The organism is Williamsia sp. D3 (genome assembly GCF_000506245.1).
Classification (GTDB): domain Bacteria; phylum Actinomycetota; class Actinomycetes; order Mycobacteriales; family Mycobacteriaceae; genus Williamsia; species Williamsia muralis.
This window is the reverse complement of sequence record NZ_AYTE01000013.1, coordinates 29947-55621: the sequence shown is the minus strand read 5'-3', so window position 1 is coordinate 55621 and position 25675 is coordinate 29947. Positions and strand designations below refer to the sequence as shown.

Here is a 25675-nt window from a genome sequence, read left to right as displayed (position 1 = left end):
GATTACCGCCTCATCCGGCCGTGAAGCAGGCCATCGGTCAAGATGTTCACACCGTTGAGCAGCGACTGACCTTTGGCCATGGAGTATTCGGTGTACAGGATGGTGACCGGTTGTTCGGCAACCCGCCACTGATGATGGTCGATGAGTGCGACGAACTCCGACGCGTGGCTCATCCCGTTCATGATCAGGTCGAGTTGTGCGGCCACCGTGGCGTTGAAGACCCGAAGACCGTTGTGAGCATCGGTCAGACCCAACCTTCGGGTACGCGGGCTGAGAAACACTATGGTGCGCAGCGCCATCCGTTTGACCACCGGGACGCTCTTGCTCCGGTCGTCGGCGAATCGGGTGCCTATGACCATGTCCAGGGGCTCGGATCGCAGGCGGTCCAGCATGGCCACCACGTCGTCCACCTGGTGTTGGCCATCGGCATCGAAGGTCACAAAATACTTGGCGCCCGGCTGGGCACGCGCGTACTCCACGCCGGTCTGAATGGCCGCGCCCTGACCGAGATTGACCGGATGTCGCACCAGATGTACTCCGGCAGCGAGTATTTCGTCGGCAGAGCCGTCTTTGCTGCCGTCATCGACACAGACGATGTTCGGGAAGGTCCGTTTTGCCGCGCCGGCCACCGATCGGATGACCGGAGCTTCATTGAAGACGGGAACGATCAGCCACACATCTGAATTGCCCACGGCAGTACCTGGCTCAGTGATCGTTCCACCTCCACGCCCACCTCGACTGCAAACCGGCCGCCTGGGAGTCTATCGGTTCGCCGCAGCGTATTCTTCCACCGTGCTGGTCGATGTCATGTTGCCGTTCTACGGGGACGTCGCCCTCTTCAAGACCGCCGTGCGCAGCGTCCTCGCCCAGACCCACGGCGACTTCCGCCTGGTGATGGTCGACGACCAATACCCTGACCCCGAACCCGCACGCTGGCTGCAGGAATTGACGGACCCCCGGGTGCATTACCTGCGCAACAAGGAGAATCTCGGGGTCAACGGCAACTTCCGTCGGTGTGTGGACCTGGTGCAGGCGCCCGCGTTCACCATCATGGGATGCGATGACGTGATGGCCCCCGACCACCTGGCGCGAGCGGTTGAGGCACTGGGGAGTCACCACGAGGCAGCGGTGGTGCAGCCAGGGGTCGACGTCATCGATTCCGCAGGTGAGGTCGTCCGCCCTCTGGGCGATCGGGTCAAGGCATCGATGGCCCCCACGTCGCCCACCACTCTGAGCGGCGAGTCGATGGCGCGGAGCCTCTACCGCGGGAACTGGACGTATTTCCCGTCACTGGTCTGGCGCACCGAGATCGCGGCGCCCATCGGTTTCCGGTCCGGTCTCGAGGTGGCCCTCGACCTGGGGCTGCTCACCGACATCGCCCGTGCGGGTGGATCGATGGTGTTCGACCCCCACGTCACCTTTCACTACCGGCGCCATCAGCAGTCCGTCAGCTCGGTGCGCGCGGTCGACGGCCGCAGGTTCGAGGAGGAACGCGCCTTCTTCGAGACCGAGGCCGCGCGCTGCCGGGAGCGGGGATGGTCCAGAGCCGAACGGGCCGCCCGACGGCACGTCACCTCGAGGCTCAACGCGGCGACGCTCTTGCCAAGCGCATTAGTCGGCCGACAATGGAGCGTCGCCCGGGCCCTGGGCCGGCACGTCGTGCGCTGACCCGCCGCGCGCTGCCAGCAGATGTACGGCGATGCCCACCAGCGGTCCGACCATCAGGGCGATCGGGACGCGCAACGTCAGGTCGGCGGGGATGAACAGCAGTCCCACGCTCACCGCCGTCGCCAGCCACCATCCGGCGGCATAGAGCTGATGTCGGCCGGCGGCCAGCGCCATCGCCCCGGTCAGGGTCAGCATCGCCATCGCCACGGCCCCGGCGGTCAGTGCGGCGACGGCGACGCCCGACAGCTGGTAGTCCGCGCCGAAGACGGTCTCGAGGAGCCACGGTCCGGTCAGCCACGCAGCCAGGATCCCGACGATGCCGACCGCAAGAACGGCAGCGGCCGGTGACGCCACCGACCGCAGGAGGTGATCACGGTTGTCGACGAAGCGGCTGATCAGGACACCCTGAAAGCTGTTCAGCGGGACCAGGAGTGGCGCGCGGGTGAGCGTGACCGCAAGGATCACCGCGCCGGCAGACGCGTCGAGGCCGTCGCTGGAAATCGAGATGAGCACGGGGAACCCCATCACGAGAACAGCGCTCGCCATCGCGGCGGTCATCGCCGTGAGCATGTTGCGCGCCAGATCACCGGACGGGATATCGCCGCGTGCGCCGAGCGCCCCCCGGGCGCCGGCAAAGATGGCCAGGACGACCGCAGTGGATACCGTGCCCGCGACCGTGATGACCAAAAAGGCCTGTAGGCCCCATCCGGCAGCCACCGCGACCACGGTCAGCAGCAGTCGGATCAACGCATCGACGACGAGAAGGGCCGAGAAAACGCCCCATCGACCCAGCCCGGACAGCACGCCGCCCAGCCCCGCGTAGAGACCGAACGCCGCGACACCTGCCGTCAGCAGCAGCACCGATTCGACACGGTGCGACTCGAACACCACCCCAGCCCAGGCAAGGGAGGTGACGGCGACGAGGGCAGCCAGGGCGAGGCCGAGAATCGCGTTCATCGGCATCGGCCGGGCACCGGTGCTGCGCCCTTGTTCACGAGCGCGCCGAACCGCGCGGGTGGTCTCCTGTAATTGACCGTTCTGGGTGCCGGTCACCAACCCGTACGCGGCCCAGAAGACAGCGAATGCCGCGTACCCGTCGGCGCCCAGGGCGCGTGCCGCCAGCAACAGCACGAGGTAACCCGATGCCGCAGCCACCACGGTGGCCACTGCCACCCGGCCCAGGGAATCACGAGTACTCGGAGCCACATTGCTCGCCGGGCCTTCACTCATCAGGGACCCGGGTAGGGCGGCAGCGCCTTCTGCTCGAGCCACTGGTGCCACAGATCGTGCAGCGGCTGTGGGCTGTACCGGGCGGCGAGTCCGGAGAAGTCCTCGGTGCTGATCGAGCTGTAGCGGTATTCGCGGGTCCATTCGCGCAACAGGGCGAAGAAGTTGTTGTCGCCGAGGGTCTTTCGCAGCGCGTGAAGGGTGAGTGCGCCCCGCTTGTACACGACGTCGTCGAACATGCGCGCGGGTCCGGGATCACCGATCGCAAGATCCTGCGACGACGAGGCGAGACGGTCATAGTATTTGCGCGACTGCGCTTCGGCCGTGAGCCCGCCCGAGCGTTCCGACCACAGCCATTCGCTGTAGCAGGCGAAGCCCTCGTGAAGCCAGATGTCCTTCCACCGCGACAGCGTGAGGGAATTGCCGAACCACTGATGAGCGAGCTCGTGCGCGATGAGACGCTCGGAAGATCCCGAGCCGTCGCAGTGGTTGGCCCCGAAGATCGACAGACCCTGTGCCTCGATGGGGATCTCTAGTTCGTCGTCGGTGACCACCACGGAGTATTCGGGAAACGGGTAGGGCCCGAACCACTCGATGAACGCCTCCATGATGCGTGCCTGGTTGACGAACTCGGCATCGAAGTCCCTGCGGAGTCTCGGCGGGATCACCGCGTGGATCGGCACCGGCTTGGTCGTCAGGGTCTGCCGCGTGTACTGACCGATCTGGATGGTGGCGAGGTACGACGCCATCGGCTCCACCTGCTCGTAGACCCAGGTGGTCTGGGCGGCCTTGGTCCGCTTGCGCTGCAGCGACCCGTTGGCCACCGCCATGAACGGGCTGTCGGTGGTGATCGAGATACCGTATGCCGCTTTGGAGATCGGGTGGTCATCACACGGAAACCACGACGCCGCTCCGTTGGGCTGACTCGCCACGAGCGAGCCCTCGGTGAGCTCCTCCCAGCCGACCTCACCCCACCGGCCGCGTATCGGACGCGGATTGCCCGAGTACTTCACCACCACGGTCATCACGCCGCCCGGTGGCAGCTCGTCTTCCATCGTGACCGTCAACTTGTTACTGCGGTGACTGAATCGCCGCGCGCGGGTGCCGTTGACCGTCACCCGGTCGACCTTGAGGGCGCCTGAGAGATCCAGGGCGAATCGGTTCAGGGTGATGATCGTGGTGGCCGTGATGGTCGCGGTCCCGGCAAGCCGGTTGGTCGCCACTCGGTATTCGAGGTCGAGGTCGTAGCGGGACACGCGATAACCAAGGTTGCCGTTGGCGGGCAGATACGGATCGATGCCGTCCGAAGGATCGCCGAGAAGCGGTTGACCTGTCCCAGGGGAACGTCGGCCCGCTTTACCTGGCACTAATCCTCCTATTCGGCCCCACGTTTGGTCTTTCATGACGTTACATGGCTCCTAGGGCGATGGCGCTCTGAGACCCGTGGGGCCGCTCGCCCGGAATCACACCTATGTGCCAAACGACCTGAAGGATGGAAGTCATGGGTATCACGAGGAATCTCGCATCGTTTGTCGCCCGAGTGATTCTCGGCATCATCTTCATCTTCCACGGCTGGCAGAAGCTGAACAAAGACGGAATCGACGCCACCGAGGCGTACTTCAAGTCGTTGGACATCCCTCTCCCGGCGGCCGCTGCGTGGTACTCGGCGCTGGTCGAGTTCGGTGGCGGAATCCTGCTCATCCTCGGAGTTCTCACTCCGCTGGTGTCCTTGCTGCTGATCGCCGACATGATCGGGGCGATCTTCTACGCGCACATCGACAACGGATTCTGGAACGCCGATCAGGGCTACGAACTGCCGTTGGCGCTGATCGCAGGCCTCGTGGCCGTCGGTTTCGCCGACACCGGCCGGATCGGCGGCGACGGATACCTGATGAATCGACGGCGCCGCCGCCGCGACCTCAATCGCGACCGTGACGTCGCGTACTGACAACCGGCTCGTCACCCGCCCGCACTGAGCGTGGGCCCTCAATTCCAGGGCGCGATCGGATTGCCTTGCCAGCGGGTCGAATCGGGCACCACGTCGCCGCGCATCACCAGCGATGCCGGGCCGACGGTCGCCCCGTCGCCGAGCCCTGAGGCGGGCAGCGCGACGCAGTGCGGTCCCAGGGTGGCGCCGGCGCCCAGGACGACTTCGTCCATGGCCATCACCCGATCGTGGAACAGATGGGTCTGCACCACGCAGCCCCGGGCGACGGTGGCGCCGTCACCGAGGCGAACCAGGTCGGCCTCGGGCAGCCAGTACGTTTCGCACCAGACGCCCTTACCGATGTGGGCCCCGAGCATTCTCAGCCACAGGTTGAGGATGGGTGTTCCGGTGGCGGCGTTGGCGAACCACGGGGCCGCGACCGTCTCGACGAACGCGTCCGACAACTCGTTGCGCCAGACGAATGAGCTCCACAGCGGGTACTCGGTGGCCCGGATACGTCCCACCACAGCCCATTTGGCGGCGGCCGCGATGCAGCAGGCGGCGGCTCCGGCCACCAACAGCACCAGCCCGCTGACGGCTGCCGCCACGTAGATGTTCGATTCCTGCGAGATGTACTGCAGGCCGATCAGCACGAACAACCCCAGGCCGAAGGTGATCATCACCGGGATCAGACGCAACGTCTCCACCGATGCGCGGGCCACCTTCAACTTCATCGGCGGATCGAAGGTCCTCGAGGTGTCCGATTGCGCGGCCGCCCGGCGCAGTCGTACCGGTGGGCTGCCGAGCCAGCTCGACCCCGACTTGGCCTTGCTCGGGGTGGCCGAAAGCACCGCAACCAGAGAGTTCTTCGGAACTTTGCGCCCCGGCCCGGTCATCCCGGAGTTGCCGAGGAAAGCTCGTTTGCCCACCTTCGCCTCGTCGATGTGCATCCATCCGCCACCCAGTTCGTACGAGGCGACCATGGTGTCGTCGGCGAGGAATGCCCCGTCACCGACCGTGGTGAACTTCGGGATCACCAGTGCGGTCGAGATCTCGGTGCCCTTGCCGATGTCGGCGCCGAGCAACCGGAACCACCACGGTGTCAGCAGTGAGGCGTACAGCGGGAACAGGAATGTGCGGGCAGAATCCATCAGGCGTTCGGTGGCCCACACCTGCCAGCCGGTCCGCGACCGCACCGGGTGATAGCCCTCGCGCATCCCGAGGGACAGCAGGCGCACCAGCACCACCGTGATGAATGCGAAGACAAGCAGGCTCACCATGGTCGCGGCAGGCAGGAGCGCGAGCGCGCGCAATGCCACCGATCGCAGCCGGTCCGCACTGCCGGCCCAGGCGCCGATCACGGCAAGCCCGGCACACAGGGAGATGAGCGGAACGCCGGCCAGCGCGATGGACGACAAACCGAAGATCGGCACCCAATAGCTGCGCCGTGGCGGTCGGTGGTGGGGCCAGGGGCGCTGGGCCTTACCGGTTTTCACCGCGGGTGACCCGGCCCAGTGCTGGCCGCCCTTGACCCGGCCCATCACCGCCGAACCGGGTGCGATCTCGGCGTTGGCTCCAATGGTGGTGCCGGGCAACAAGGTGGAGCGCGATCCCACGCTTGCGCCGGCACCGATCTCGATGTCGCCGATGTGGACCACGTCGCCGTCGATCCACCAGCCGGCCAGGTCCACCTCCGGTTCGACAGAGCAGCCGTCGCCGAGGGTGATCAGGCCGGTGACCGGTGGGAGCGTGTGCATGTCCACGCCGTGGCCGATCTGAGCGCCCAGCGATCGGGCGAAGTAGATCATCCAGGGGGCACCGGCGAGGTTGGCTGCGCCGCTGGCCTCGGTGAGCCGCTCGGCGATCCACAATCGCAGGTGCACCGACCCGCCGCGCGGATAATCGCCCGGCTCCACCCCGGCGAGCAGCATGCGGATCCCGCCCGCGGCGATGGCCATCCGGCCCAGCGGGGTGATGAAGACGATGAACGCCGCCAACACCACCCACCAGTTCACCGGATGGATCCACGGTGCGTCGGTGAACCAGGCGAGCACGTTGTTGATCACCGCGAGCCAGGTGACCCACTGCAGTCCCGTGAGAGTTGTCAGCGGCACCGACAACGCCACCTGCGCAAGACCGGTCCGGCGGGGGGTGGGCCGAACGATGCGCTTTTCGGTCACCGCGCCGGGGTTGATGTCGTCGAGCATCTGCGCCAGCGAGCCGAGCCGAGGATGGTCGTAGAGATCCGCGACCGTCACCGTGGGGAAGCGCTCACGCAAGGCGGTGACCAACTGTGCCGCCGCCAGCGAACCGCCTCCCTCGGAGAAGAAGTCGGTCTCGGCGTCGGTGATCGACACCCCGAGCACCGCGGTCCAGCGCTCGGCCACCCACGCCTCGGTGGAGTTCAGGTCGCCGGGCGTCTGGTCGTCGCCGGACGACGGCAGCGGCCAGGGCAGCGCGTTGCGGTCGACCTTGCCCGACGTGCGGGTCGGCAGTTCGTCCACCAGGACGAGCCGGGGGATCAGCGCGGCGGGCAATTGGTCGGAGAGCCGGTCGCGGGCGAGTGCGATGTCGAAGTCGGGGTTGGTTGACACGAGATAACCCACGAGGACCGAGTTGCCCGCGGCGGACTTGCGCACCGCCGCGGCGGCGCCACCGACACCCGGCAGATGCTGCAGCGCGTTGTCGACCTCGCCGAGCTCGATCCGTCGGCCACCGACCTTCACCTGGTCGTCGGCGCGACCCATGAAGACCAGGCCTTCGGGTTCGAAACGCACCAGGTCGCCACTGCGGTACGCGCGGTCCCAGCCGAGTGTGGCCATGGGGGAGTACTTCTCGGCATCCTTGGCCGCGTCGAGATACCGGGCCAGACCCACTCCACCGATCACCAGCTCGCCGATCTCGCCGGGCGCAACGGGCTGCCCGTCGCCATCGACCACTGCGAGGTCCCAGCCGGCCAGCGGCAAACCGATGCGGACCGGCATGGTGCCGTCGAGCTGCGCGGCGCACGCCACCACGGTCGCCTCGGTGGGGCCGTAGGTGTTCCACACCTCGCGGCCGTCGACGGCAAGACGGGCACCGAGCTCGGGCGGGCAGGCCTCGCCGCCGAAGATCAGCAGTCGCACCGCTTCGAGGGCCTCCGGTGGCCACAGCGACGCCAGGGTCGGCACCGTCGAGACAACAGTGATGTCACGTTGCACCAGCCACGGCCCGAGGTCCATACCCGACCTCACGAGGGCACGTGGCGCAGGCACCAGGCATGCGCCGTAGCGCCAGGCGAGCCACATCTCTTCGCAGGATGCGTCGAACGCCACTGACAGGCCGGCCAGGACCCGATCACCCGGACCCAGCGGCTCGTCCTGCAGGAACATCTCGGCCTCGGCGTCGACGAATGCGGCGGCATTGCGGTGGGTCACCGCGACACCCTTCGGCGTCCCCGTGGAACCGGAGGTGAAGATGATCCATGCGTCGTCCTCGACGGTCGGTCGCTCGGCATCGGCCGGCCGGTCGACGTCGCTGTCACCCGAACGAGAAAGACCCAGGTCGGATGGCCACCGCAGGCCGTCGGCTCCGAGGACCGCCGCCACCTGGGCCTCGCCGAAGACGAGTGTCGCCCGCTCGGGTGGATCGTCGGCGTCCACCGGAACGTAGGCGGCACCGGCCGCCAGCGTCGAGAGGATGGCCAGGTACAGCTCGCGTGAGCCCGAGGGCATGCGGATCCCGATGCGGTCGCCGCGGCCGATGCCGCGGCTGCCGAGCCACGCCGCGCCCTCGTCGATCAGGTCGATGACCTCGGAGTAGGTGAGAACCAACTCCCCGTCGTCTATGGCGGGAGCATCCGGATGAGCTGACGCGGTTTCGGTCAGGATGTCGATCAGGGTGCGTGCGGTCGGCGCCTGCGCTGATCTGCTGAACTGCGCGAGGGTCGGAGCTGTCACCGAGGTCCTTTCTCAAGTCAAAGAATGCTCATTGTCGCAGCAGGTACCGGCCCCGCGAAGCCAACCAGATCACAAATCACCGTGTCTATTCGTGCGCGCGCAGGTCGCGAGGGCGCATGATGGGGTGAACTTCACCAACGGTTCGCCTTGGGTTCACCCATCCGGGGTAGCCGCCGTGGTCGCCGAAACCGCCGCGCCGCACGACTGGACGCCTGGAGGTTCATCATGACCGTCACCACACACAGACACCCGAGTCTGCGCTCGTACCCGATCTGGCTGGGCTCTCGGCTGTTCGTCAAACCGGCCCTCGCCCTGTGGCCGATCAGCGTGTTCGGGCTCCGGCCGCTGTTCATGATCGATGAACTGTTCGCACTGGCCCCAGGCCCTCGCGGCGTCGTCCGCGAGCAGATGACCCTCGCCGGTCGGCCGGTCGAACTGATGGTGCCCGCCGGACCCAGCAAACGTGATGACGCGACCGCCGTGCTGTACCTGCACGGCGGGGCCCTGGTGGTGTGTGGGCTGGCCACGCACCGTGCGGTCGCGGCCCGCCTGTGCCTCGACATCGACCTGCCGCTCTACTCGGTGGCCTACCGGCAGCTCCCGGAGGCAGGGGTGGGCAGCTCGGTCACCGACGCCTATCAGGCCTATCGCGAACTGGTGCTCGAGCGTGGTTTCAACCGCGTCATCGTGGCGGGGGACTCGGCAGGCGGATTCCTCGCCGCCAAGGTGATCGAGTTCGCCCACCGCGACGGCTTGCCGCGCCCGGTGGCGTACGTCGCCTATTCGCCGCTCCTCGATCTCGACATGGCGAGCAATCCTGATCGCACCAGCAGATCGGATGCGTACCTGCCGATGAACAAGTTCGCCAAGCTCGCCCCGAAGTTCGACAAAGGCCCGATCGCCCTGACCGGTGCTCGTTCGGTGGTGGACATCGACAGCGAGGCCTTCCCGCCGACGATCGTGGTGACCGCCGAGGATGAGATGCTCGAACCCGATGCGGTGGCACTGGTGGAGAAGTTGATGGCCGACGGCGTGCAGGCCGACCTGCACAGCCATTCATGGCAGGTACACGCCTTCCCGGTTCTCGCCGGTCGTCTGCCCGATGCCATGAAAGCAATCGCGAGGACCGCCGCATTTGCCATAGCAGCCGCGACCGGATCCGGCCGAAAAGGCCGCGGACGATCACTACAAGGAGTGGGATAGCCCGGTGAACAATTCTCAGCAACTACCGGAACTCTTCGCGACCGACTCGCTGATCAGCGACGACGAGCGCGAGATCCGGGACACCGTTCGGGCATTCGGATCGTCCCGATTGCGTCCACACATGGCCGAATGGTTCGAGGCCGGGCAATTGCCGGTACGAGAGCTTGCCACCGAACTGGGCGAGCTCGGTGTTCTCGGCATGCACTTGGACGGCTACGGCTGTGCCGGCATGTCGGCAACCACGTACGGCCTGGTCTGTACCGAACTCGAGGCCGTCGACAGCGGCCTGCGCAGCTTCGTCTCGGTGCAGGGTTCGCTGTCGATGTTCGCGATCCACGCCTTCGGTTCAGACGAACAGAAGCAGCGGTGGCTGCCGGAGATGTCGGCCGGACGTGCGCTGGGGTGTTTTGGCCTGACCGAGCCCGACTTCGGGTCCAATCCGGCGGGTATGCGCACCAACGCCAAGCGTGACGGCGACGACTGGGTGCTCAACGGCACCAAGATGTGGATCACCAACGGATCCGTCGCCGATGTCGCGGTGGTCTGGGCCCGCACCGATCTCGCGACGGGTTCGAAGGGGATCCGTGGGTTTGTCGTTCCCACCGACACACCCGGGTTCAGCGCACCGGAGATCAAACACAAGATGTCGCTGCGGGCGTCGGTCACCTCCGAACTCGTCCTGGAGGACGTGCGACTGCCCGAGTCGGCGATGTTGCCGGGGGTCGAAGGTCTCAAGGGGCCACTCAGTTGTCTGAACGAGGCGCGATTCGGCATCGTGTTCGGTGCGCTCGGAGCGGCCCGGGACTGCCTGGAGACCGCAATTGCCTACGCCGGGGACCGCGAGGTGTTCGACAAGGCGCTGTCGGGATATCAGCTGACGCAGGCGAAGATCGCCGACATGTCGCTCGAATGGGGCAAGGGCATGCTGCTGGCCCTGCACCTCGGCCGACTCAAGGATGCGGGGACATTGCGACCGGAACAGATCAGTCTCGGCAAACTCAACAACGTCCGCGAATCCATCGAGATCGCCCGAACCTGCCGGACGATATTGGGGGCCAACGGGATCACGCTGGAATATCCGATCATCCGGCACGCCAACAACCTCGAGTCCGTACTCACCTATGAGGGCACGTCCGAGATGCATCAACTCGTGATCGGCAAGGCACTCACCGGCCACGACGCCTTCCGGTAATCCGTTGTGATCAAAGCTGTTTCATTCGGGGTCGGCCTTTCGTTCAGGGCGCGCTGAACGGTTACCGAATCGCCTCGCCGCGCATAACTTCACTGCGAAGACACTCACAGCGAAGTTCCCGGAAGGCGGTTACCCAATGTCTGCACAGCTCGACGTTGTCAAGCTCGGATCGAATGTCGGCGCGCGTATCGATGGGGTGAACCTGTCGGGAGACCTTGCACCCGAATCGGTCTCGGCGATCAACGCCGCCCTGCTCGAGCACAAGGTGATCTTCTTCCGGGGCCAGGACCACCTCGACGACGACGGTCAGCTGGCTTTCGCCCGAGCCCTCGGTATCCCGACCACCGCCCATCCGACGGTGACGTCGCGGGGTGACACGATTTTGCCGATCGACTCCGACTATGGCCGGGCCAACAGCTGGCACACTGACGTCACCTTCGTCGACCGCATTCCCAAGGCGTCCATCCTGCGTGCGGTCGAGCTACCGAGCTACGGAGGTTCCACGGTGTGGGCGAACACGGTTGCCGCCTACGAACAGCTCCCGGCATCGCTTCGGGCGCTCACCGAAAACCTGTGGGCGGTGCACAGCAACGTGTACGACTACGCGGCGAGCTCGGCTCAGTCGGTGGTGTCCCGGCATACCGAGGAGTACCGGGCCGAGTTCCAGTCCACCTACTACGAGACCGAACATCCGGTGGTGCGGGTACATCCGGAGACGGGTGAGCGGGCGCTGCTGCTCGGCCACTTCGTCAAACGATTTGTCGACCTGGGCAGCGCGGAGTCGGCCGAGCTGTACAGCGTGCTGCAGGCACGGATCATCAAGCTGGAGAACACTGTTCGCTGGAACTGGCAGCCCGGCGATCTGGCCATCTGGGACAACCGGGCCACCCAGCACTACGCCGTGGCCGACTACGACGACCAGTACCGCCGGCTGAACCGCATCACCCTCGCGGGTGACGTGCCGGTGAGCGTGGGCGGCGAACGCAGCAGGGTGGTGGCCGGCGACGCATCGCACTATTCCGACATCGTCGATCCCCGCGAGTCGGACCGTGCGCTGGCGGTCTGAACGTCTGGGACGATTCCGTAAAGGGGTGCGCTGCCGCGAACGCAATCAATGGAACGGTCTGTGAAATGTGTTCCATTGGTGCTACCGTCACCCACATGACCGAGGCAATCGACACATCGACCTCTGACGCCGCCGAGGGTAAGCCCGCACCCGATGAGCACTACGCACGTCCGGAGGTGGTCGGCGCGCCGCTCGGACCCGACTCGCTGACCTGGAAATATTTCGGCGACCACCGTGTTTCTCTGCTGGGTCCGCGACCCGGGGTGCTCGAGAACATGCTTCCCGAACTCGGCCAGGCCGTACTGGAACACTCGGTTTTCTTCGATGACCCGTTCGCGCGCGTCAAACGCTCGCTGCCGGGCATCTACGGAACGGTGTACGCCCCTGAAGGCGACAGCGCGGGCCCCACGGTTCGCGACTTCCACACCGACATCAAGGGCACGATGCCTGGCGGCGACCGCTACCACGCGCTGAACCCCGAGACCTATTACTGGGCCCACGCCACCTTCCTCGACATCGTGCTCACCGCGACCGATCGGTTCATCAAGAAGCTGACGGACGCGGAGAAAGAGCAGATCTACGCGGAGTCGGTCACCTGGTACCGGCGCTATGGCGTGAGCGATCGGCCGATGCCGGCCAACTACGCCGAGTTCGTGAAGTACTGGGATCACATGGTCGACGAGGTGCTGATCCCGCACAAGACCGCGCGGTACGGCGTCGGATACGTGACCAAGGGCTATCCGTTGCCTCCGGGGATGAAGCCGATCGTCTGGAAACTGATCTCGCCGATCGTCAACCCGGTGGCGGCGTTCATCACCACCGGCGGCTTGCCTGCTCGCTCCCGCGAGCAACTCGGCCTGCCCTGGAGTGACCGTAAACAGCGCAACTACGAACGGTTCTGTGCCGCGGTACGCGCACTCGATCCGGTCTACCGACGGTTGCCTGCCACGACCCGCTACAACAAGTACGCCCTGAAGGGGTTTGCAAAGGCCGGGGTGCGGCTCTGAGGGGTGGCCGTGTTCACTTGACCCATGCATGCTCTGAAGAAATTCGGCACCAGTCTGACGGTGATCGGTTCGCTGGTCCTGATGGTCTGTGTCGCGCTGCTGTCCGTGAGCTGGGCAAATGACGGCAGATGGGGCTGGTTCGCACTCGGGATGGTGATCATTGCCGTCAACATCGGCCTGATCGTCACCGAATTGCGGCCCAAGCCCAAGCCGCTGCCGTGGACGTTGTCCGAGGTCCGCGAGGTCACCGACGGCATCGACAACGAGGTCAACGCGATCCGCAAACTCCGCCGGGCCGACCGCGGCCTGAGTCTGGAGAAGGCTGCGAAGCTGGTCCGTCAGGCCCGGTCCGAGCCCAGCGGTGGCAGAGACGGCGTGGCCTGAGCCGGCGGGTCGGCAGGTTGATCGGTCTGGTCGGCGAATTGCGTTCGATACAGCTCTGAGTACCGGCCGCCACGCGACAGTAGGTCGAGGTGGGTGCCGCGTTCGATGACGTGACCGTCTTCGAGCACGAGGATCTGGTCCGCCGCTCGGATGGTCGACAGGCGGTGGGCGATCACCACCGATGTGCGGCCGGCGAGCGCTTCGGCCAGCGCCTCCTGCACTGCTGCTTCCGACGTGGAGTCGAGGTGGGCGGTGGCCTCGTCGAGGATCACGACGGCAGGATGGGCGAGCAGTAGGCGGGCGATGGTCAGCCTCTGGCGCTCACCACCGGACAGGCGGTAGCCGCGTTCGCCGACCACGGTGTCGAGGCCGTCGGCCAGACTCGCGACCAGACCGTCGAGGCGTGCCCGCCGCAGCGCGTCCCAGATGTCCTGTTCGTCGGCAGCGGGATTGGCCAGCAACAGGTTCGATCGCACGGTGTCATGGAACAGGTGGCCGTCCTGGGTGACCAATCCGATGGCTCGATGCAGTTCTCCACTCTCGAGATCGCGGACGTCGTTGCCGCCGAGGCGAACCGCGCCCGAGTCCACGTCGTAGAGCCTGGTGGCCAGCTGGGCGATGGTTGATTTGCCGGCTCCGGAACTGCCCACCAGCGCAACCATCTGGCCGGGTGGCACGGTGAACGACACGTCGTGGATGACCTCTTCGCCGCCCCGCTTGTCCAGCACCGCAACCTCTTCGAGCGACGCCAGCGACACCTTGTCCGCGGACGGGTAGCTGAAGCTGACGTGATCAAAGCTCAGCGACAGTGGTCCCTCGGGCACGGGGGTGGGATCGGGTTTGTCGGCGATGAGCGGCTTGAGATCGAGCACCTCGAAGACGCGCTCGAAACTCACCAGGGCGCTCATGATCTCGACACGCGCGTTGGCCAGCGCCGTCAGCGGTGCGTACATGCGGGTGAGGAGCAGGGCCAGCGACACCACGGCGCCGGCGTTGAGATGCCCGTTCACCGCGAGGTAGCCGCCCAAGCCGTAGACAAGGGCCAGTGCCAGCGCGGAGACGAGTGTGAGGGAGGTGACGAAGATGCTCTGCGCCACCGATCGCCGCACTCCGATGTCGCGCACTTTGTCGGCGCGCCAAGCGAATTCGTTCGACTCCTGATGTGGTCGTCCGAACAGCTTGATCAGGGTGGCACCCGGGGCGGAGAACCGTTCGGTCATCTGGGTCGACATCAGTGAGTTGTATTCGGCCGCTTCCCGCGACAGTGCGGCCATACGCTTGCCCATCCGCCTGGCCGGGACCACGAACAGTGGTAGCAGGACAAGCGCGAGAAGGGTGACCTGCCAGCTGATCGAGATCATCACGGCCAGCGTCAAAGACAGGGTGACGATGTTCGACACCACTCCCGAGAGCGTGTCGGAGAACGCGCGCTGTGCGCCGATGACGTCGTTGTTGAGTCTGCTGACCAGTGCGCCGGTGCGGGTGCGGGTGAAGAAGGCGATGGGCATCTTCTGCACGTGGTCGAACACCGAGCGGCGCAGGTCGTAGATCAGACCCTCGCCGATCGTGGACGAGAGCCAGCTGACCACCAGGCCGGTGCCGGCTTCGGCGACCGCGATGATGGCGATGAGGATCGACAGCCAGACCACGGTGGACGCGGCGCCGCCGTCAACGATGTTGTTGACCACCTGGCCGGCCAGGACGGGGGTGAGGACGGTGAGCACGGCCACCACCACGCTGAGCACCATGAACACCGCCAGCTTGCCGCGGTGCGGCCGCGCGAACTCGACGATCCGGCGCATCGATTCCCGGCGGTTCTCGCGTCTGCGTTCCTTGCTGAGGTCGGGTGCGTTCATCGACCGGTACAGCGTGTTCCTGGCAACCGACTCCATACTCATGCAACCACTGTAGGAGTTCAAGTTAACTTGAAGTCAATTGAATATGCGCACAGCTGAATCCGCCCGGCCTCCGGGGCGGTGCGGGTTTGTGGTGAACTGGAAAGACCTGTGCTGGACAGAGCTGGACGATGAGGAGATCACTGTGGCATTGCGACTCGGATACAAGGCTTCGGCAGAGCAGTTCAATCCGCGTGAGCTCGTCGAGATCGCGGTGGCGGCTGAGGCCCACGGTATGGATTCGGTTGCGGTGTCCGATCATTTTCAGCCGTGGCGTCACAACGGTGGGCATGCCCCGTTCTCGCTGGCGTGGATGGCGGCGGTGGGTGAGCGTACCGAGCGGGTGCAGATCGGCACCTCGGTGATGACACCGACCTTCCGCTACAACCCGGCGGTCATCGCGCAGGCCTTCGCTTCGATGGCGTGCATGTACCCCGGACGCATCATGCTCGGCGTGGGTACGGGTGAGGCACTCAACGAGTACGCAACCGGTTTTCAGGGGGAGTGGCCCGAGTTCAAGGAACGCTTCGCCCGTCTGCGCGAATCAGTCCGTTTGATGCGGGAGTTGTGGACCGGTGAAGAGGTGACGTTCGAGGGCGAGTACTACCACACCCAGGGCGCCTACATGTATGACATTCCCGAGCAGCCGGTGCCGGTGTACATCGCTGCCGGTGGCCCGGTGGTCGCCCGCTACGCGGGCCGCGCTGGTGATGGTTTCATCTGTACCTCGGGCAAGGGGATGGACCTCTACACCGAGAAGCTGATCCCGTCGGTGAAGGAAGGGGCGGACAAGGCCGAACGCAACTTCGAGGACATCGACCGGATGATCGAGATCAAGATCTCTTACGATCCCGATCCTGAGCTGGCGTTGGAGAACTGTCGTTTCTGGGCGCCGTTGTCGTTGACCGCCGAGCAGAAGCACAGCGTCAACTCCTCCACCGAGATGGAACGCCTGGCCGACGAACTCCCGATCGAGCAGGTCGCCAAACGCTGGATCGTCGCCTCCGACCCCGACGAGGCCGTGGAGAAGGTCAAGCAGTACACCGACGCCGGCCTCAACCACCTGGTCTTCCACGCCCCCGGACACGACCAGCAACGGTTCCTCGAGAACTTCCAGAAAGACCTCGAACCCCGCCTGCGCAAGCTGGGCTGACCGCCCGCCCTTCCCGAAAGTGTGCCCTTTTGGCGAGCAAACTCCCAGGTGGGAGTCGCCAAAAGGGCACATCATCGGGAGCTACATGCGCGAGTAGCGGGCCATCGCGAAGCTGTAGACGCCATAGGCCGCGATGCCGATGGCGGCGAGTACCAGTAAGAACTGGCCGAACGGTGCGTCGCCGAGCGTCTTGACCGCACCGTCGATCCCGGTGGCCTTGGACGGATCCGACTTCACCGATGCCACGATCACCAGGATTCCGGCACCGGCCAGCACCAAACCTTTCGCGGTGTACCCGACCACGCCCAATGGGGTGACGACCTTGCCGTCGGAGACCTTGAGGTCGTCGAGGAAGTTCTTCGTCACTCCCTTGTAGACGTGGTACGCGCCGACGGCGATGATGATCAGCCCGATGACAACGAGCAGCGTCTTGCCCGCCCCGTTCTCCATCAGGCGCGCCGACAGGCCGGCGTTCTGCTTGCCGCTCGATTGTCCTGTGCCACGGGCGAATTGGACCGCCGAGAATGCGAACGCAAAGTAGACAACCGCCAGGCTCAGAGCCTTCAGCCGGTCGAAGAGCGCGGACGCGTCCTTCTTTCCTTCGGAGTCGCTCCCGTCGCCCGGCTCGGTGGCGTGTGGTCCGACGATGGTCTCGGCCAGACGCCACAGCGCCATGGCCACGAAGGCCACCGCGGCGAGCCACAACACGAACTTGCCGCCCGAGTTCTTTGCGAGGGTTCCGAGTGCGCCGGACTGATCGGCGCTGCCGCCGGAACCGAATGCCAGCCGGAAGATGATGTAGGCGATCAGCAGGTGCAGCAGTCCGCTCACGACGTGCCCGGCTCGCGCCAGGCGTTCGAAGGCGGAGCTGTCCGTGGCCCTATCGACGGCGCCGGACACTGATTTGTCGGTCATGGTGAACCCTTCAGCTGCAGAACACGCAGGCACGATGTTCGACCTGCGATCCACTCAACCTTAGTGCGGATGGTTGCGTCGATCACAAAGCGGCCGATTTGGTCGACAGCCCTGAGCTGTTTGTCTACTTTGGTGGACTTGTTCGGTTCGGGTGTGCAGGAAGCGCCCGCCGACACTTGAAGGCATCCAAGAAGTGAGTCACCGCCGACTCAGATGTGCCGGCCCGTCACCCGCTTACTTGAGGAGTTCCACCGTGCAGTTCTTTCCCCTGATCGTGATCACACAATCGATCGTCACCTCAGCGTGGGCCATCTACGGCATGGCCAGCATCATCGTGCGCCACGCGGATGCCGAGCCTCAGGCCGCCTGAGGAAACGCCACCCGCTCGCGCAGCAGTTCCATGATGCGGTGCACGGCGGGGTTGTCGCGGACGGCGTCGCGGGTACGCACCGAGATCGTGCGCGTCGGTGTCGGGTTCTGCAGCGGCCGCGCCACCACCGTGGGCGGCAGGTTCCCGGTGCCCAGCTCGGGCAGCACGGTGACGCCCACACCTGCCGCGACGAAGCTGATCGCCGTCGGGTAGTCGTGCGTCTCGATGTGGAACCCCGGGCTGAAACCCGCCACCGAGCAGGCATCCAGAATTGCCTGTCGGCATGGGCCGCGTGACACGTCGTTGTCCACCCAGCGCTCGTTGCGCAACGCCGACAACTCGACCTCGTCACGTGCGGCCAGTGGGTGGTTTTCCGGGAGCACCACCACGTACGGCTCGGTGAGCAGGGGCTCGATGTCGTATCCGCGCAGCGACGTGGACGCGGCGCCCTCCACGAAGATCTCCACATCGGGCTCGCCGGAGCTGTCGTGGACCAGTTCGATGAGACGTAAGTCGATGCGAAGGCGGGGGAACTCGTTGGTGATCGCCGCGATGACCGGGGGTATCCAGGCAGCCCCGGCGGAGGCGAAATAGCTCACCGACAGACTTCCCACCCGCCCCGACCGCAGGTCCGCGACAAGCGATTCCAGATCTGCCAGACGTTCGAGCACGTGGCCGGCCTCCGCGGCGATCGTGCGGCCCACCATGGTCGGCTCTATTCCGCGGCCACGTTTTTCGACCAGGACCAGCCCGGTCTCTTTCTGGAGGGCGGCCAGGTGCTGGCTGACGGCAGATGGTGTGTAGCCCAATGCGGCAGCTGCGCCGTTGATGGATCCGGCGGCGACCACAGCGCGGAACAGGCGGAGGCGGTGGGCGTCGAGCATGGTCGAACTGTACAGCTGCACTGAAGTGTTCTCAAGGAGAAATCGCTTGTGCTTATGTGTCGGATGAATCAGAGTGGTCGCTGTGAAGGTCTTGTCGAACAATCTCGCGGTGGTGGCCGCGATCGTGACGGTGCTGCTGTGGGCGTCGTCGTTTGTGGTCATCCGATTTGTCGGTGAGACGCTGTCGCCTGGTGCGATGGCGTTCACCCGCCTCGCTGTCGGCGCCGTGGTACTGGTTGTCATCGCACTGCGTTATCGCCGTCCGATCCCTCGCGGCCGGGCGCTGGGACTGGTGATCGGTTACGGCCTGCTCTGGTTTGCCGCGTACACCGTGCTGCTGAACTGGGCCGAACAACACCTCGATGCCGGAACGGCCGCGCTGCTGGTCAATTTCGCGCCCATCCTGGTGGCGGTGTTCGCAGGCCTGTTCATGGGAGAAGGCTTCCCGAAGCCACTGGTGATCGGGATCCTCATCGCCTTCGCGGGGGTGCTGCTCATCGCCCTCGGCGGTTCGGGCGGCAGCCACAACGACAAGCTCGGCATCATCCTGGGACTGATCACCGCCGTGCTGTATGCGGCCGGCGTCTTGATGCAGAAGGTGGCGCTGCGCACCGTCGACGCCGTCACGGCGACATGGGTTGGCTGCCTCGCCGGTCTGCTGGCCACGGTGCCGTTCGCGCCGCAGGCGATCGACGAACTCGCCGATGCCTCCGCAGGGGCGATCACGGGGGTCATCTTCCTGGGCGTGGGACCCACCGCGATCGCATTCTTGACGTGGGCATATGCGCTGACCCGTACCGACGCGGGCAAGATGGCGGCCACGACTCTGGCCGTACCGGCGATTGCCATCGGCCTGTCCTGGCTCTTCCTCGGTGAGGTGCCCACCCCACTGGGCCTGGTCGGTGGCGCGATGGCCCTCGCGGGTGTCGCGATCAGTCGGCGCCGGTCCCGAGCGACGGCCGATGTACCAGAACCGGTTGCCACCTCTTAACCTTCTTGCATGGATCGAGAGCGGATGGTCGACGCTGCCATCGCTGTGGTGGAACGATTCGGTGCTCGTGCACTGAGCCTGACGTCGGTGGCGCGGCATGCTGGGGTGGGCCGGGCGACCGCTTACCGGATGTTCGGTGGCCGCGACCAATTGGTGCAGGCGATCGTCGAACGCGAGGTGAAGAGGCTCGGTACCCTGATCGCCGAGTGGACCGCGTCCGAACCCGAGCCGGCGGACAAGGTTCGTGTCCTCGTCCTCAACGTGCTCGACTACATTCGCAATCACGAAGCGCTGCAATACATCCTGAAGAACGAGCCGGAAGAGATCATCACCACGATCGTGGCGCGTGGTCCCGACCGCACCTCCGACGTCACCATCGTGGACCTCATCGTGGCGAACAGCGTCGGCAACTTCGCGAACGAGCCGGAACTCGAGGCTGCGCTGGTGCCCGATGCCGGCCGAGCCACCGAGATGATGATTCGAATCATCTACTCCTACATGCTCATTCCACGCAGTGCGCTGTCCGACGACGACATCGCGGACATGGTGGTGCGTTCGACGATCCGGTGAGCTCGGCGTCCGGCAACCTCGCAGCCCGTGCGCAGGCCCGGCCAACGATGGCCCGCACAGGGCGGACATGGCAGCTCTGCTGAAGGCAGCCGCGTACCGGATCCGGCTGGTGATCCGCCTGATGAGGCCCGTCGCACGGCCGGCCCTTTGCGCCCACATTAGGGTGGGCGGTATGGGCGCTTCGTCATCGAGCAGCATCTACCTGGCCTCACCTGAAGGCGACACCGGCAAGTCGACAGTGGCGTTGGGGGTGCTGCACCTGCTGGCCGCCTCGGGCGGCCGGGTCGGGGTGTTCCGGCCGATCTCCAGAACCAAGTCCGACCGGCGCGACTACATCCTGGAGTTGCTGATCGAACACGATTCGACGGACCTGAGTTACGAGGATTGCATCGGCGTCACCTACGAGCAGGTCCATGCCGACCCGGAGGCAGCGCTCGGGGAGATCGTCACCCGATTCCATGCGGTGGAGGAGCGATGCGATTCCGTACTGGTGATCGGGTCGGACTACACCGATATCGCCAGTCCGTCCGAACTCAGCTTCAACGCCCGGATCGCCGCGAACCTGCAGACGCCGATGCTGTTGGCGCTCAAGGCGGCGGACCGCAGCGACGCCGAAGTGGTCGGTTTGGCCGAGTTGTGTCTGCACGAGCTGGAGCAGAACCACGCTCAGGCGGTCGCGCTGATCGCCAACCGCTGTGACCCGGATCGGCTGGACTCGGTGAAGGACGCGCTGCAGGAGGCCACCCTACTGCCGACGTGGACGTTGCCGGAAGACCCGGTGCTGATCGCGCCGACGGTCGGGGAACTGATGGAAGAACTCGGCGGCGAGTTGTACAGCGGCGATCCCGAGCTGCTCAGCCGGGAGGCCATGCATGTGATGGTCGGCGGGATGACCATCGAGCACATCCTGGAACGACTCACCGAAGGCGTTGCCGTGATCGCGCCGGCCGACCGCTCCGATGTGCTGGTCTCGCTGGTGGCGGCCAATGCCGCCGAGGGGTTCCCCAAGCTCTCCGGCATCATCCTCAACGGTGGCATCAAACCTCACCCGAAGATCGCTGCGTTGATGGAGGGGTTGCAGTCGCCTCTGCCGCTCATCTGCTGTGAACAGGGAACCTACGAAACGGCAAGGGCCGCAGCCCATGCCCGCGCGAGGATGAACATCAACTCGGTACGCAAAATCGACGTGGCTCTCAATCTGATGGAGGAGCACGTCGATTCCGTGGCGATGCTCGAGAAGCTGAAGTTGCGTATCCCCGAGGTCGTCACCCCCCAGATGTTCGAGTACCAGTTGATCGAGCGGGCACGCAAGATCCGTAAACGCATCGTGCTGCCCGAGGGCGGCGACGACCGCATCCTGCGTGCCGCCGGACGACTGCTCCGACGACAGGTGGCCGACCTCACCATTCTCGGAGACGAACGGGCAGTGCGGGATCGGGCCGCCGAACTCGATGTCGACCTGACCGGCGTGGACGTGATCGACCCGACGTCGTCGGAACTACTCGACGAGTTCGCCGAGGTCTACACCGAGCTGCGCAAGCACAAGGGGATGGACCTGCAGCGCGCCCGCAGCACAGTGCAGGACGTCTCGTATTTCGGAACCCTGATGGTGCAACTGGGTTACGCCGACGGCATGGTGTCGGGCGCCGTGCACACCACTGCGCACACGATCCGGCCTGCGTTCGAGATCATCAAGACGGCGCCGGGTGTGTCGACGGTGTCGAGCGTGTTCTTCATGTGCCTCGCCGACCACGTTCTGGCGTACGGCGATTGCGCCATCGTCCCCGACCCCACCGCCGAGCAGCTGGCCGACATCGCCATCTCCTCCGCCGCCACATCTGCTCAGTTCGGCATCGAGCCGCGGGTGGCCATGTTGTCGTACTCCACCGGCGAATCGGGCAGCGGCGCAGACGTGGACAAGGTGCGCACAGCTGCCGGACTCGTCCGGGAACGAGCGCCGGAGTTGCTGGTGGAGGGACCTATTCAGTACGACGCCGCAGTCGATCCCTCGGTGGCCAAGTCGAAGATGCCCGATTCGCCGGTCGCCGGACAGGCGACGGTGCTGATCTTCCCTGATCTGAACACCGGCAACAACACCTATAAAGCCGTGCAGCGCAGCGCCGATGCGGTGGCCGTCGGTCCCGTCTTGCAAGGCTTGCGCAAACCGATCAACGACCTATCGCGCGGTGCGCTGGTCTCGGACATCGTCAACACCGTGGCGATCACCGCGATCCAGGCCCAGGGTCAACCAGACGACGCGGAGCAATGACATGACATCCCAGAGCAATCCCGACAACACCGTCCTGGTGCTCAACGCAGGCTCGTCGTCGCTGAAATATCAGCTCGTGCAACCCGACTCGGGTACGGTTGTGGCTCACGGCCTGGTGGAGCGGATCGGGGAGGCCCAGGCGCGGGTCGAGCACGTCCAGGGTGATGAGGAAAACGAGTTCGTCGGCGAGATCGCCGACCACCAGGCCGGACTCGCCAAGGTCTTCGAATTGTTCTCGGAGGCCGGGCACGATCTGGGATCGGCAGGCATCGTCGCGGTGGGTCATCGGGTGGTCCACGGCGGACCGAAGTTCTATCGCCCCACCGTCGTCGACGATGACGTCGTTGCTGCGATCAAGGAACTGGAGGACCTTGCGCCGCTGCACAACCCGGTCAACCTCGTCGGCATCGAAGCGGTACGGGAGTTGTTGCCTGATGTGCCGTCTGTGGCGGTGTTCGACACCGCCTTCTTCCACGGCTTACCCGACCATGTCGCCACGTATGCGATCGACCGCGAGTTGGCGAAGAAGCACGACATCCGGAGATATGGCTTCCACGGCACCTCGCACGAGTACGTGTCGGGCGTGACCGCCGAGTTCCTCGGTGCCGATCGCGAGAGCCTGAATCAGATTGTGCTGCATCTCGGTAACGGCGCGTCGGCGTCGGCGATCGAGGGTGGCCGCCCGGTGGAGACGTCGATGGGCCTGACCCCCCTCGAGGGCTTGGTGATGGGCACACGTAGCGGTGATGTGGACCCAGGTGTGGTGATGTATCTTCGGCGCGCGGCGGACATGGACGTCGACCAGATTGACACCATGCTGAACCGGAAGGCCGGGCTCAAAGGTCTCAGTGGGGAGAACGACTTCCGTACGCTCACCGAGAAGGTCGAGGCAGGCGACGCCGACGCGACGCTGGCCTACAAGGTGTATGTTCACCGGCTGCGCAAATACATCGGCGCCTACATGGTGACCCTGGGCCGTACCGACGCGATCGTCTTCACCGCGGGGGTCGGCGAGAATGCTCCGAAGTTGAGGGCCGACAGCCTCGCGGGTCTGGACTGTTTCGGCATCCAGATCGACCCAGAACGCAACGCGGCCAGAAGCCGTGAGGCGCGAATCATCTCGACCGACGATTCGGCCGTCACCGTTCTTGTGGTGCCGACCAACGAGGAACTCGCGATCGCGAGGCAGTCGGTGGCGGCGCTGCAGGGTTAGCCAGCTATCCGGGCTCGCGGGTCCGGCGGTTGCGTATTCTTTCTTGGTGACGCCGTAGGTGTTTCGCTCGCGTGCGGGACATAGTTCTGACCGGGTTGTCGGCTCTGACCCGTCGGCGATTCGGTGGACTCTGGTCCCAGACGATCAAGCGAAGGCCGGTGAACAGGTCGTCACCCGTCCAGCTGGGTCCGTGGTAGGTCCGGCCTTCCGGGGTGGTGATGGTCGTCCGCGTGCGGCCGTGCGCGTCTACGTACTGGTCGTCGAGCCACGCGGTATGGGTTTTGAGTAGATGGTGGAAACGGCAGAGGGCTTTCATTCCCTCGGGATGGGTGTGTCCACCGCTGGCGGGGTCGTCGTGGTTGTACTCCTGGGTGTGGTCCAGGTCGGCCGACCATGCGGGTCTGTCACAGCCAGGCCAGGTGCAGTAAAGATCCCGGATTCGGAGATACGTGTCGAGGACCGCCGACGGGCGGTAGTGGTCGCCCGGTTGCACGGTGGGTAGCGGTGGCCATTGGAAGACGGGTTCATGGTCGCCGGCTTTGGTTTCGGCCTCGATGAGTAGGTCGAGTTGCGGTTGATCGGGCGGAATCGCATGGTGTTGCTTGGTGCCCTTCATGGCTCTTCGCACGGCTCGGGAGGGTTGTGGTGCTGCGCAATTGGCGCGGGTGATCGGTCCGGGCTGTTCGTTCTGCTCGGAAACCCGACCGCCGGCCGCGTTGGCGTTGGTCTCGGTATCGCCGCGGTTGTCGGTGTTTGATTGTGCTGAGGAAGAGTGCGTTGGTTCAGGGTTCGCTGAGGGTTCGGGTCGAGGTGCTGCGACGTATCCGGTCTCGGTGTTGCCGAGGGGGCGGGTGGTGGTGTTGGCGTGGGCTGCGAGGTCACGGACGTGCGCGGCTGAGATGACGCCATGACCTTGGAGGTACCCGGGCTTGTCGTCGCCGTCGAGGGTCGACTGGTTGGCGATGGCGTGCAGGACAATCTTGGCGTCAATGCCCGAGAAGACTCCGTCGGCGGGAACGGTGATGATGTCGGCGGTGCAGGGATGATTGAGATCGCTGTCGCATTCACAAGTGAACTCGCGCGCATGGTGATGGCGAAGAGGGCGTCGGACATGCGTTGTGGCTTGGTCCGCGTATCGCGTTTGCATACCGATGCTGCCAACTTCTCGAGGCGATGCATGATCATGGCCGAGTTCTCGGCTGCGACGACGGCGGTGAGTTCGGACATCCCGTTCTGATGACCTTCAGCCCACACTCCTCGTTTGTCCTTTGCCGCGCTGCGATCTTCACGCACCAGGTCGGGGTCGCGGCGGAATATCGTCGCGTCGACCATGTCTCGCAGGCGATTCCTCGACCAGGATCCGCGGCGACGGAGCTGATCAGCGATGTCGCGGTCGATGGCTTCGGTGTGCTCGGATCCCTCGATGAGATCTGTGCGCGCGACGATGGTCGAAATATGGTGCGGCGCAAGATATCCGTCTTTCAGCATCTCGGCAACCTGCGGGAGTCGATCGCGCAACGCCAAGGCGCAGGTGAGATGGTTCTCTGCGGCGACCTGCGACAAGTGCTGGGCTGCGGCGAGGCGGGCCGCGCAGCTCGCATAGGCATCCAGGTACAAGTCGGAAGCATCGATCGCGGGGTCGACGACTTGGCGATGCAGTTCGGCGGCGGCCATGTAGCGTGCCCATTCCAAGTAGCCCTGCCCAGCCATTGCCCGCTCCGCCGTGCGGAGCAGTTCATTGGGGCGCGCCAGCGCGGCGGGCACCATACCGATGTTCCGCTCACCCAGCTCTGACCAATGCTC

Annotated in this window: 20 protein-coding genes and 1 pseudogene; 12 read left to right on the top strand and 9 right to left on the bottom strand. The window is 65.3% G+C overall.

Annotation, left to right across the window (positions count from 1 at the left end):
• Positions 1–2 precede the first annotated feature (2 nt).
• On the bottom strand, positions 3–692 hold the full coding sequence (locus tag W823_RS38305) for a glycosyltransferase family 2 protein (RefSeq protein WP_023956349.1): 690 nt from the start codon (positions 690–692) through the stop codon (positions 3–5).
• A gap of 100 nt (positions 693–792) precedes the next feature.
• Here W823_RS38305 and W823_RS38300 point away from each other — a divergent pair, with 100 nt between their 5' ends.
• Positions 793–1668 carry a glycosyltransferase gene (locus W823_RS38300; protein ID WP_051406432.1) on the top strand — a complete coding sequence of 292 codons (876 nt, stop codon included), beginning with the start codon at positions 793–795 and terminating at the stop codon, positions 1666–1668.
• Here the strand turns inward: W823_RS38300 and W823_RS38295 are convergent.
• Together W823_RS38295 and W823_RS38290 are read right to left on the bottom strand one after the other, a co-directional pair.
• Entirely contained in the window at positions 1612–2898 is a 1287-nt protein-coding gene (locus W823_RS38295; RefSeq protein WP_023956345.1) for a polysaccharide biosynthesis protein, read from the bottom strand. The two genes, W823_RS38300 and W823_RS38295, sit on opposite strands and share 57 nt — an antisense overlap.
• Positions 2898–4262, bottom strand: a complete 1365-nt coding sequence (locus W823_RS38290; protein WP_023956343.1) for a M1 family metallopeptidase — start codon at positions 4260–4262, stop codon at positions 2898–2900. The genes W823_RS38295 and W823_RS38290 overlap by 1 nt, the downstream gene beginning before the upstream one ends.
• Positions 4263–4396: 134 nt before the next feature.
• On the opposite strand from W823_RS38290, the gene W823_RS38285 reads away from it, so the two are divergent.
• Complete coding sequence (locus W823_RS38285; protein WP_031331780.1) at positions 4397–4843, top strand: DoxX family protein; 447 nt, start codon at positions 4397–4399, stop codon at positions 4841–4843.
• 38 nt (positions 4844–4881) lie between these two features.
• Here W823_RS38285 and W823_RS38280 read toward each other — a convergent pair whose 3' ends face one another.
• Positions 4882–8760, bottom strand: coding sequence for a Pls/PosA family non-ribosomal peptide synthetase (locus W823_RS38280; RefSeq protein ID WP_023956339.1), 3879 nt, complete (start codon positions 8758–8760; stop codon positions 4882–4884).
• Positions 8761–8985: 225 nt separating this feature from the next.
• Between W823_RS38280 and W823_RS38275 the strand changes: the two genes are divergently transcribed.
• The 5 genes from W823_RS38275 to W823_RS58375 all read left to right on the top strand — a co-directional run bounded on the left by W823_RS38275 (position 8986) and on the right by W823_RS58375 (position 13612).
• Positions 8986–9963 (top strand): alpha/beta hydrolase fold domain-containing protein, encoded by a 978-nt coding sequence (locus W823_RS38275; RefSeq protein WP_023956337.1) that lies wholly within the window; start codon positions 8986–8988, stop codon positions 9961–9963.
• A 4-nt stretch (positions 9964–9967) separates the two neighbouring features.
• Positions 9968–11155 carry an acyl-CoA dehydrogenase family protein gene (locus tag W823_RS38270; protein WP_023956335.1) on the top strand — a complete coding sequence of 396 codons (1188 nt, stop codon included), beginning with the start codon at positions 9968–9970 and terminating at the stop codon, positions 11153–11155.
• A gap of 136 nt (positions 11156–11291) precedes the next feature.
• Positions 11292–12221 (top strand): TauD/TfdA family dioxygenase, encoded by a 930-nt coding sequence (locus tag W823_RS38265; protein WP_023956333.1) that lies wholly within the window; start codon positions 11292–11294, stop codon positions 12219–12221.
• A gap of 95 nt (positions 12222–12316) precedes the next feature.
• Positions 12317–13228 carry an oxygenase MpaB family protein gene (locus tag W823_RS38260; protein WP_023956331.1) on the top strand — a complete coding sequence of 304 codons (912 nt, stop codon included), beginning with the start codon at positions 12317–12319 and terminating at the stop codon, positions 13226–13228.
• Between the two features lie 24 nt (positions 13229–13252).
• Entirely contained in the window at positions 13253–13612 is a 360-nt protein-coding gene (locus W823_RS58375; protein ID WP_023956329.1) for a hypothetical protein, read from the top strand.
• Here W823_RS58375 and W823_RS38250 read toward each other — a convergent pair.
• Positions 13567–15510 carry an ABC transporter ATP-binding protein gene (locus W823_RS38250; RefSeq protein WP_051406421.1) on the bottom strand — a complete coding sequence of 648 codons (1944 nt, stop codon included), beginning with the start codon at positions 15508–15510 and terminating at the stop codon, positions 13567–13569. The genes W823_RS58375 and W823_RS38250 overlap by 46 nt on opposite strands.
• Positions 15511–15652: 142 nt before the next feature.
• Here W823_RS38250 and fgd point away from each other — a divergent pair, with 142 nt between their 5' ends.
• Positions 15653–16660: a glucose-6-phosphate dehydrogenase (coenzyme-F420) gene (gene fgd, locus W823_RS38245; RefSeq protein WP_369792595.1), complete on the top strand. Its 1008-nt coding sequence runs from the start codon at positions 15653–15655 to the stop codon at positions 16658–16660.
• Between the two features lie 81 nt (positions 16661–16741).
• On the opposite strand, the gene W823_RS38240 is transcribed toward fgd, so the two are convergent.
• Both W823_RS38240 and W823_RS38230 read right to left on the bottom strand, forming a co-directional pair.
• The gene (locus W823_RS38240) at positions 16742–17575 is read right to left on the bottom strand and encodes a DUF1206 domain-containing protein (RefSeq protein WP_023956323.1); all 834 of its coding nucleotides are present in this window, start codon (positions 17573–17575) and stop codon (positions 16742–16744) included.
• A gap of 357 nt (positions 17576–17932) precedes the next feature.
• Complete coding sequence (locus W823_RS38230) at positions 17933–18829, bottom strand: LysR family transcriptional regulator (RefSeq protein ID WP_031331775.1); 897 nt, start codon at positions 18827–18829, stop codon at positions 17933–17935.
• 73 nt (positions 18830–18902) lie between these two features.
• Here W823_RS38230 and W823_RS38225 point away from each other — a divergent pair, with 73 nt between their 5' ends.
• The 4 genes from W823_RS38225 (at position 18903) to W823_RS38210 (ending at position 23872) form a co-directional block, all read left to right on the top strand.
• Positions 18903–19820 (top strand): DMT family transporter, encoded by a 918-nt coding sequence (locus W823_RS38225; protein WP_023956315.1) that lies wholly within the window; start codon positions 18903–18905, stop codon positions 19818–19820.
• A 9-nt stretch (positions 19821–19829) separates the two neighbouring features.
• On the top strand, positions 19830–20390 hold the full coding sequence (locus W823_RS38220) for a TetR/AcrR family transcriptional regulator (RefSeq protein WP_023956313.1): 561 nt from the start codon (positions 19830–19832) through the stop codon (positions 20388–20390).
• 172 nt (positions 20391–20562) lie between these two features.
• Positions 20563–22659 carry a phosphate acetyltransferase gene (pta, locus tag W823_RS38215; protein ID WP_031331773.1) on the top strand — a complete coding sequence of 699 codons (2097 nt, stop codon included), beginning with the start codon at positions 20563–20565 and terminating at the stop codon, positions 22657–22659.
• A gap of 1 nt (position 22660) precedes the next feature.
• Positions 22661–23872, top strand: coding sequence for an acetate kinase (locus tag W823_RS38210; RefSeq protein WP_023956309.1), 1212 nt, complete (start codon positions 22661–22663; stop codon positions 23870–23872).
• Between the two features lie 4 nt (positions 23873–23876).
• Here W823_RS38210 and W823_RS58710 read toward each other — a convergent pair whose 3' ends face one another.
• Entirely contained in the window at positions 23877–25019 is a 1143-nt protein-coding gene (locus tag W823_RS58710; RefSeq protein ID WP_023956307.1) for a DUF222 domain-containing protein, read from the bottom strand.
• A pseudogene (locus W823_RS58705) lies at positions 25019–25546 on the bottom strand (DUF222 domain-containing protein); the annotation flags it as partial. The pseudogene W823_RS58705 and the gene W823_RS58710, both read right to left, overlap by 1 nt.
• Between the last annotated feature and the right edge of the window lie 129 nt (positions 25547–25675).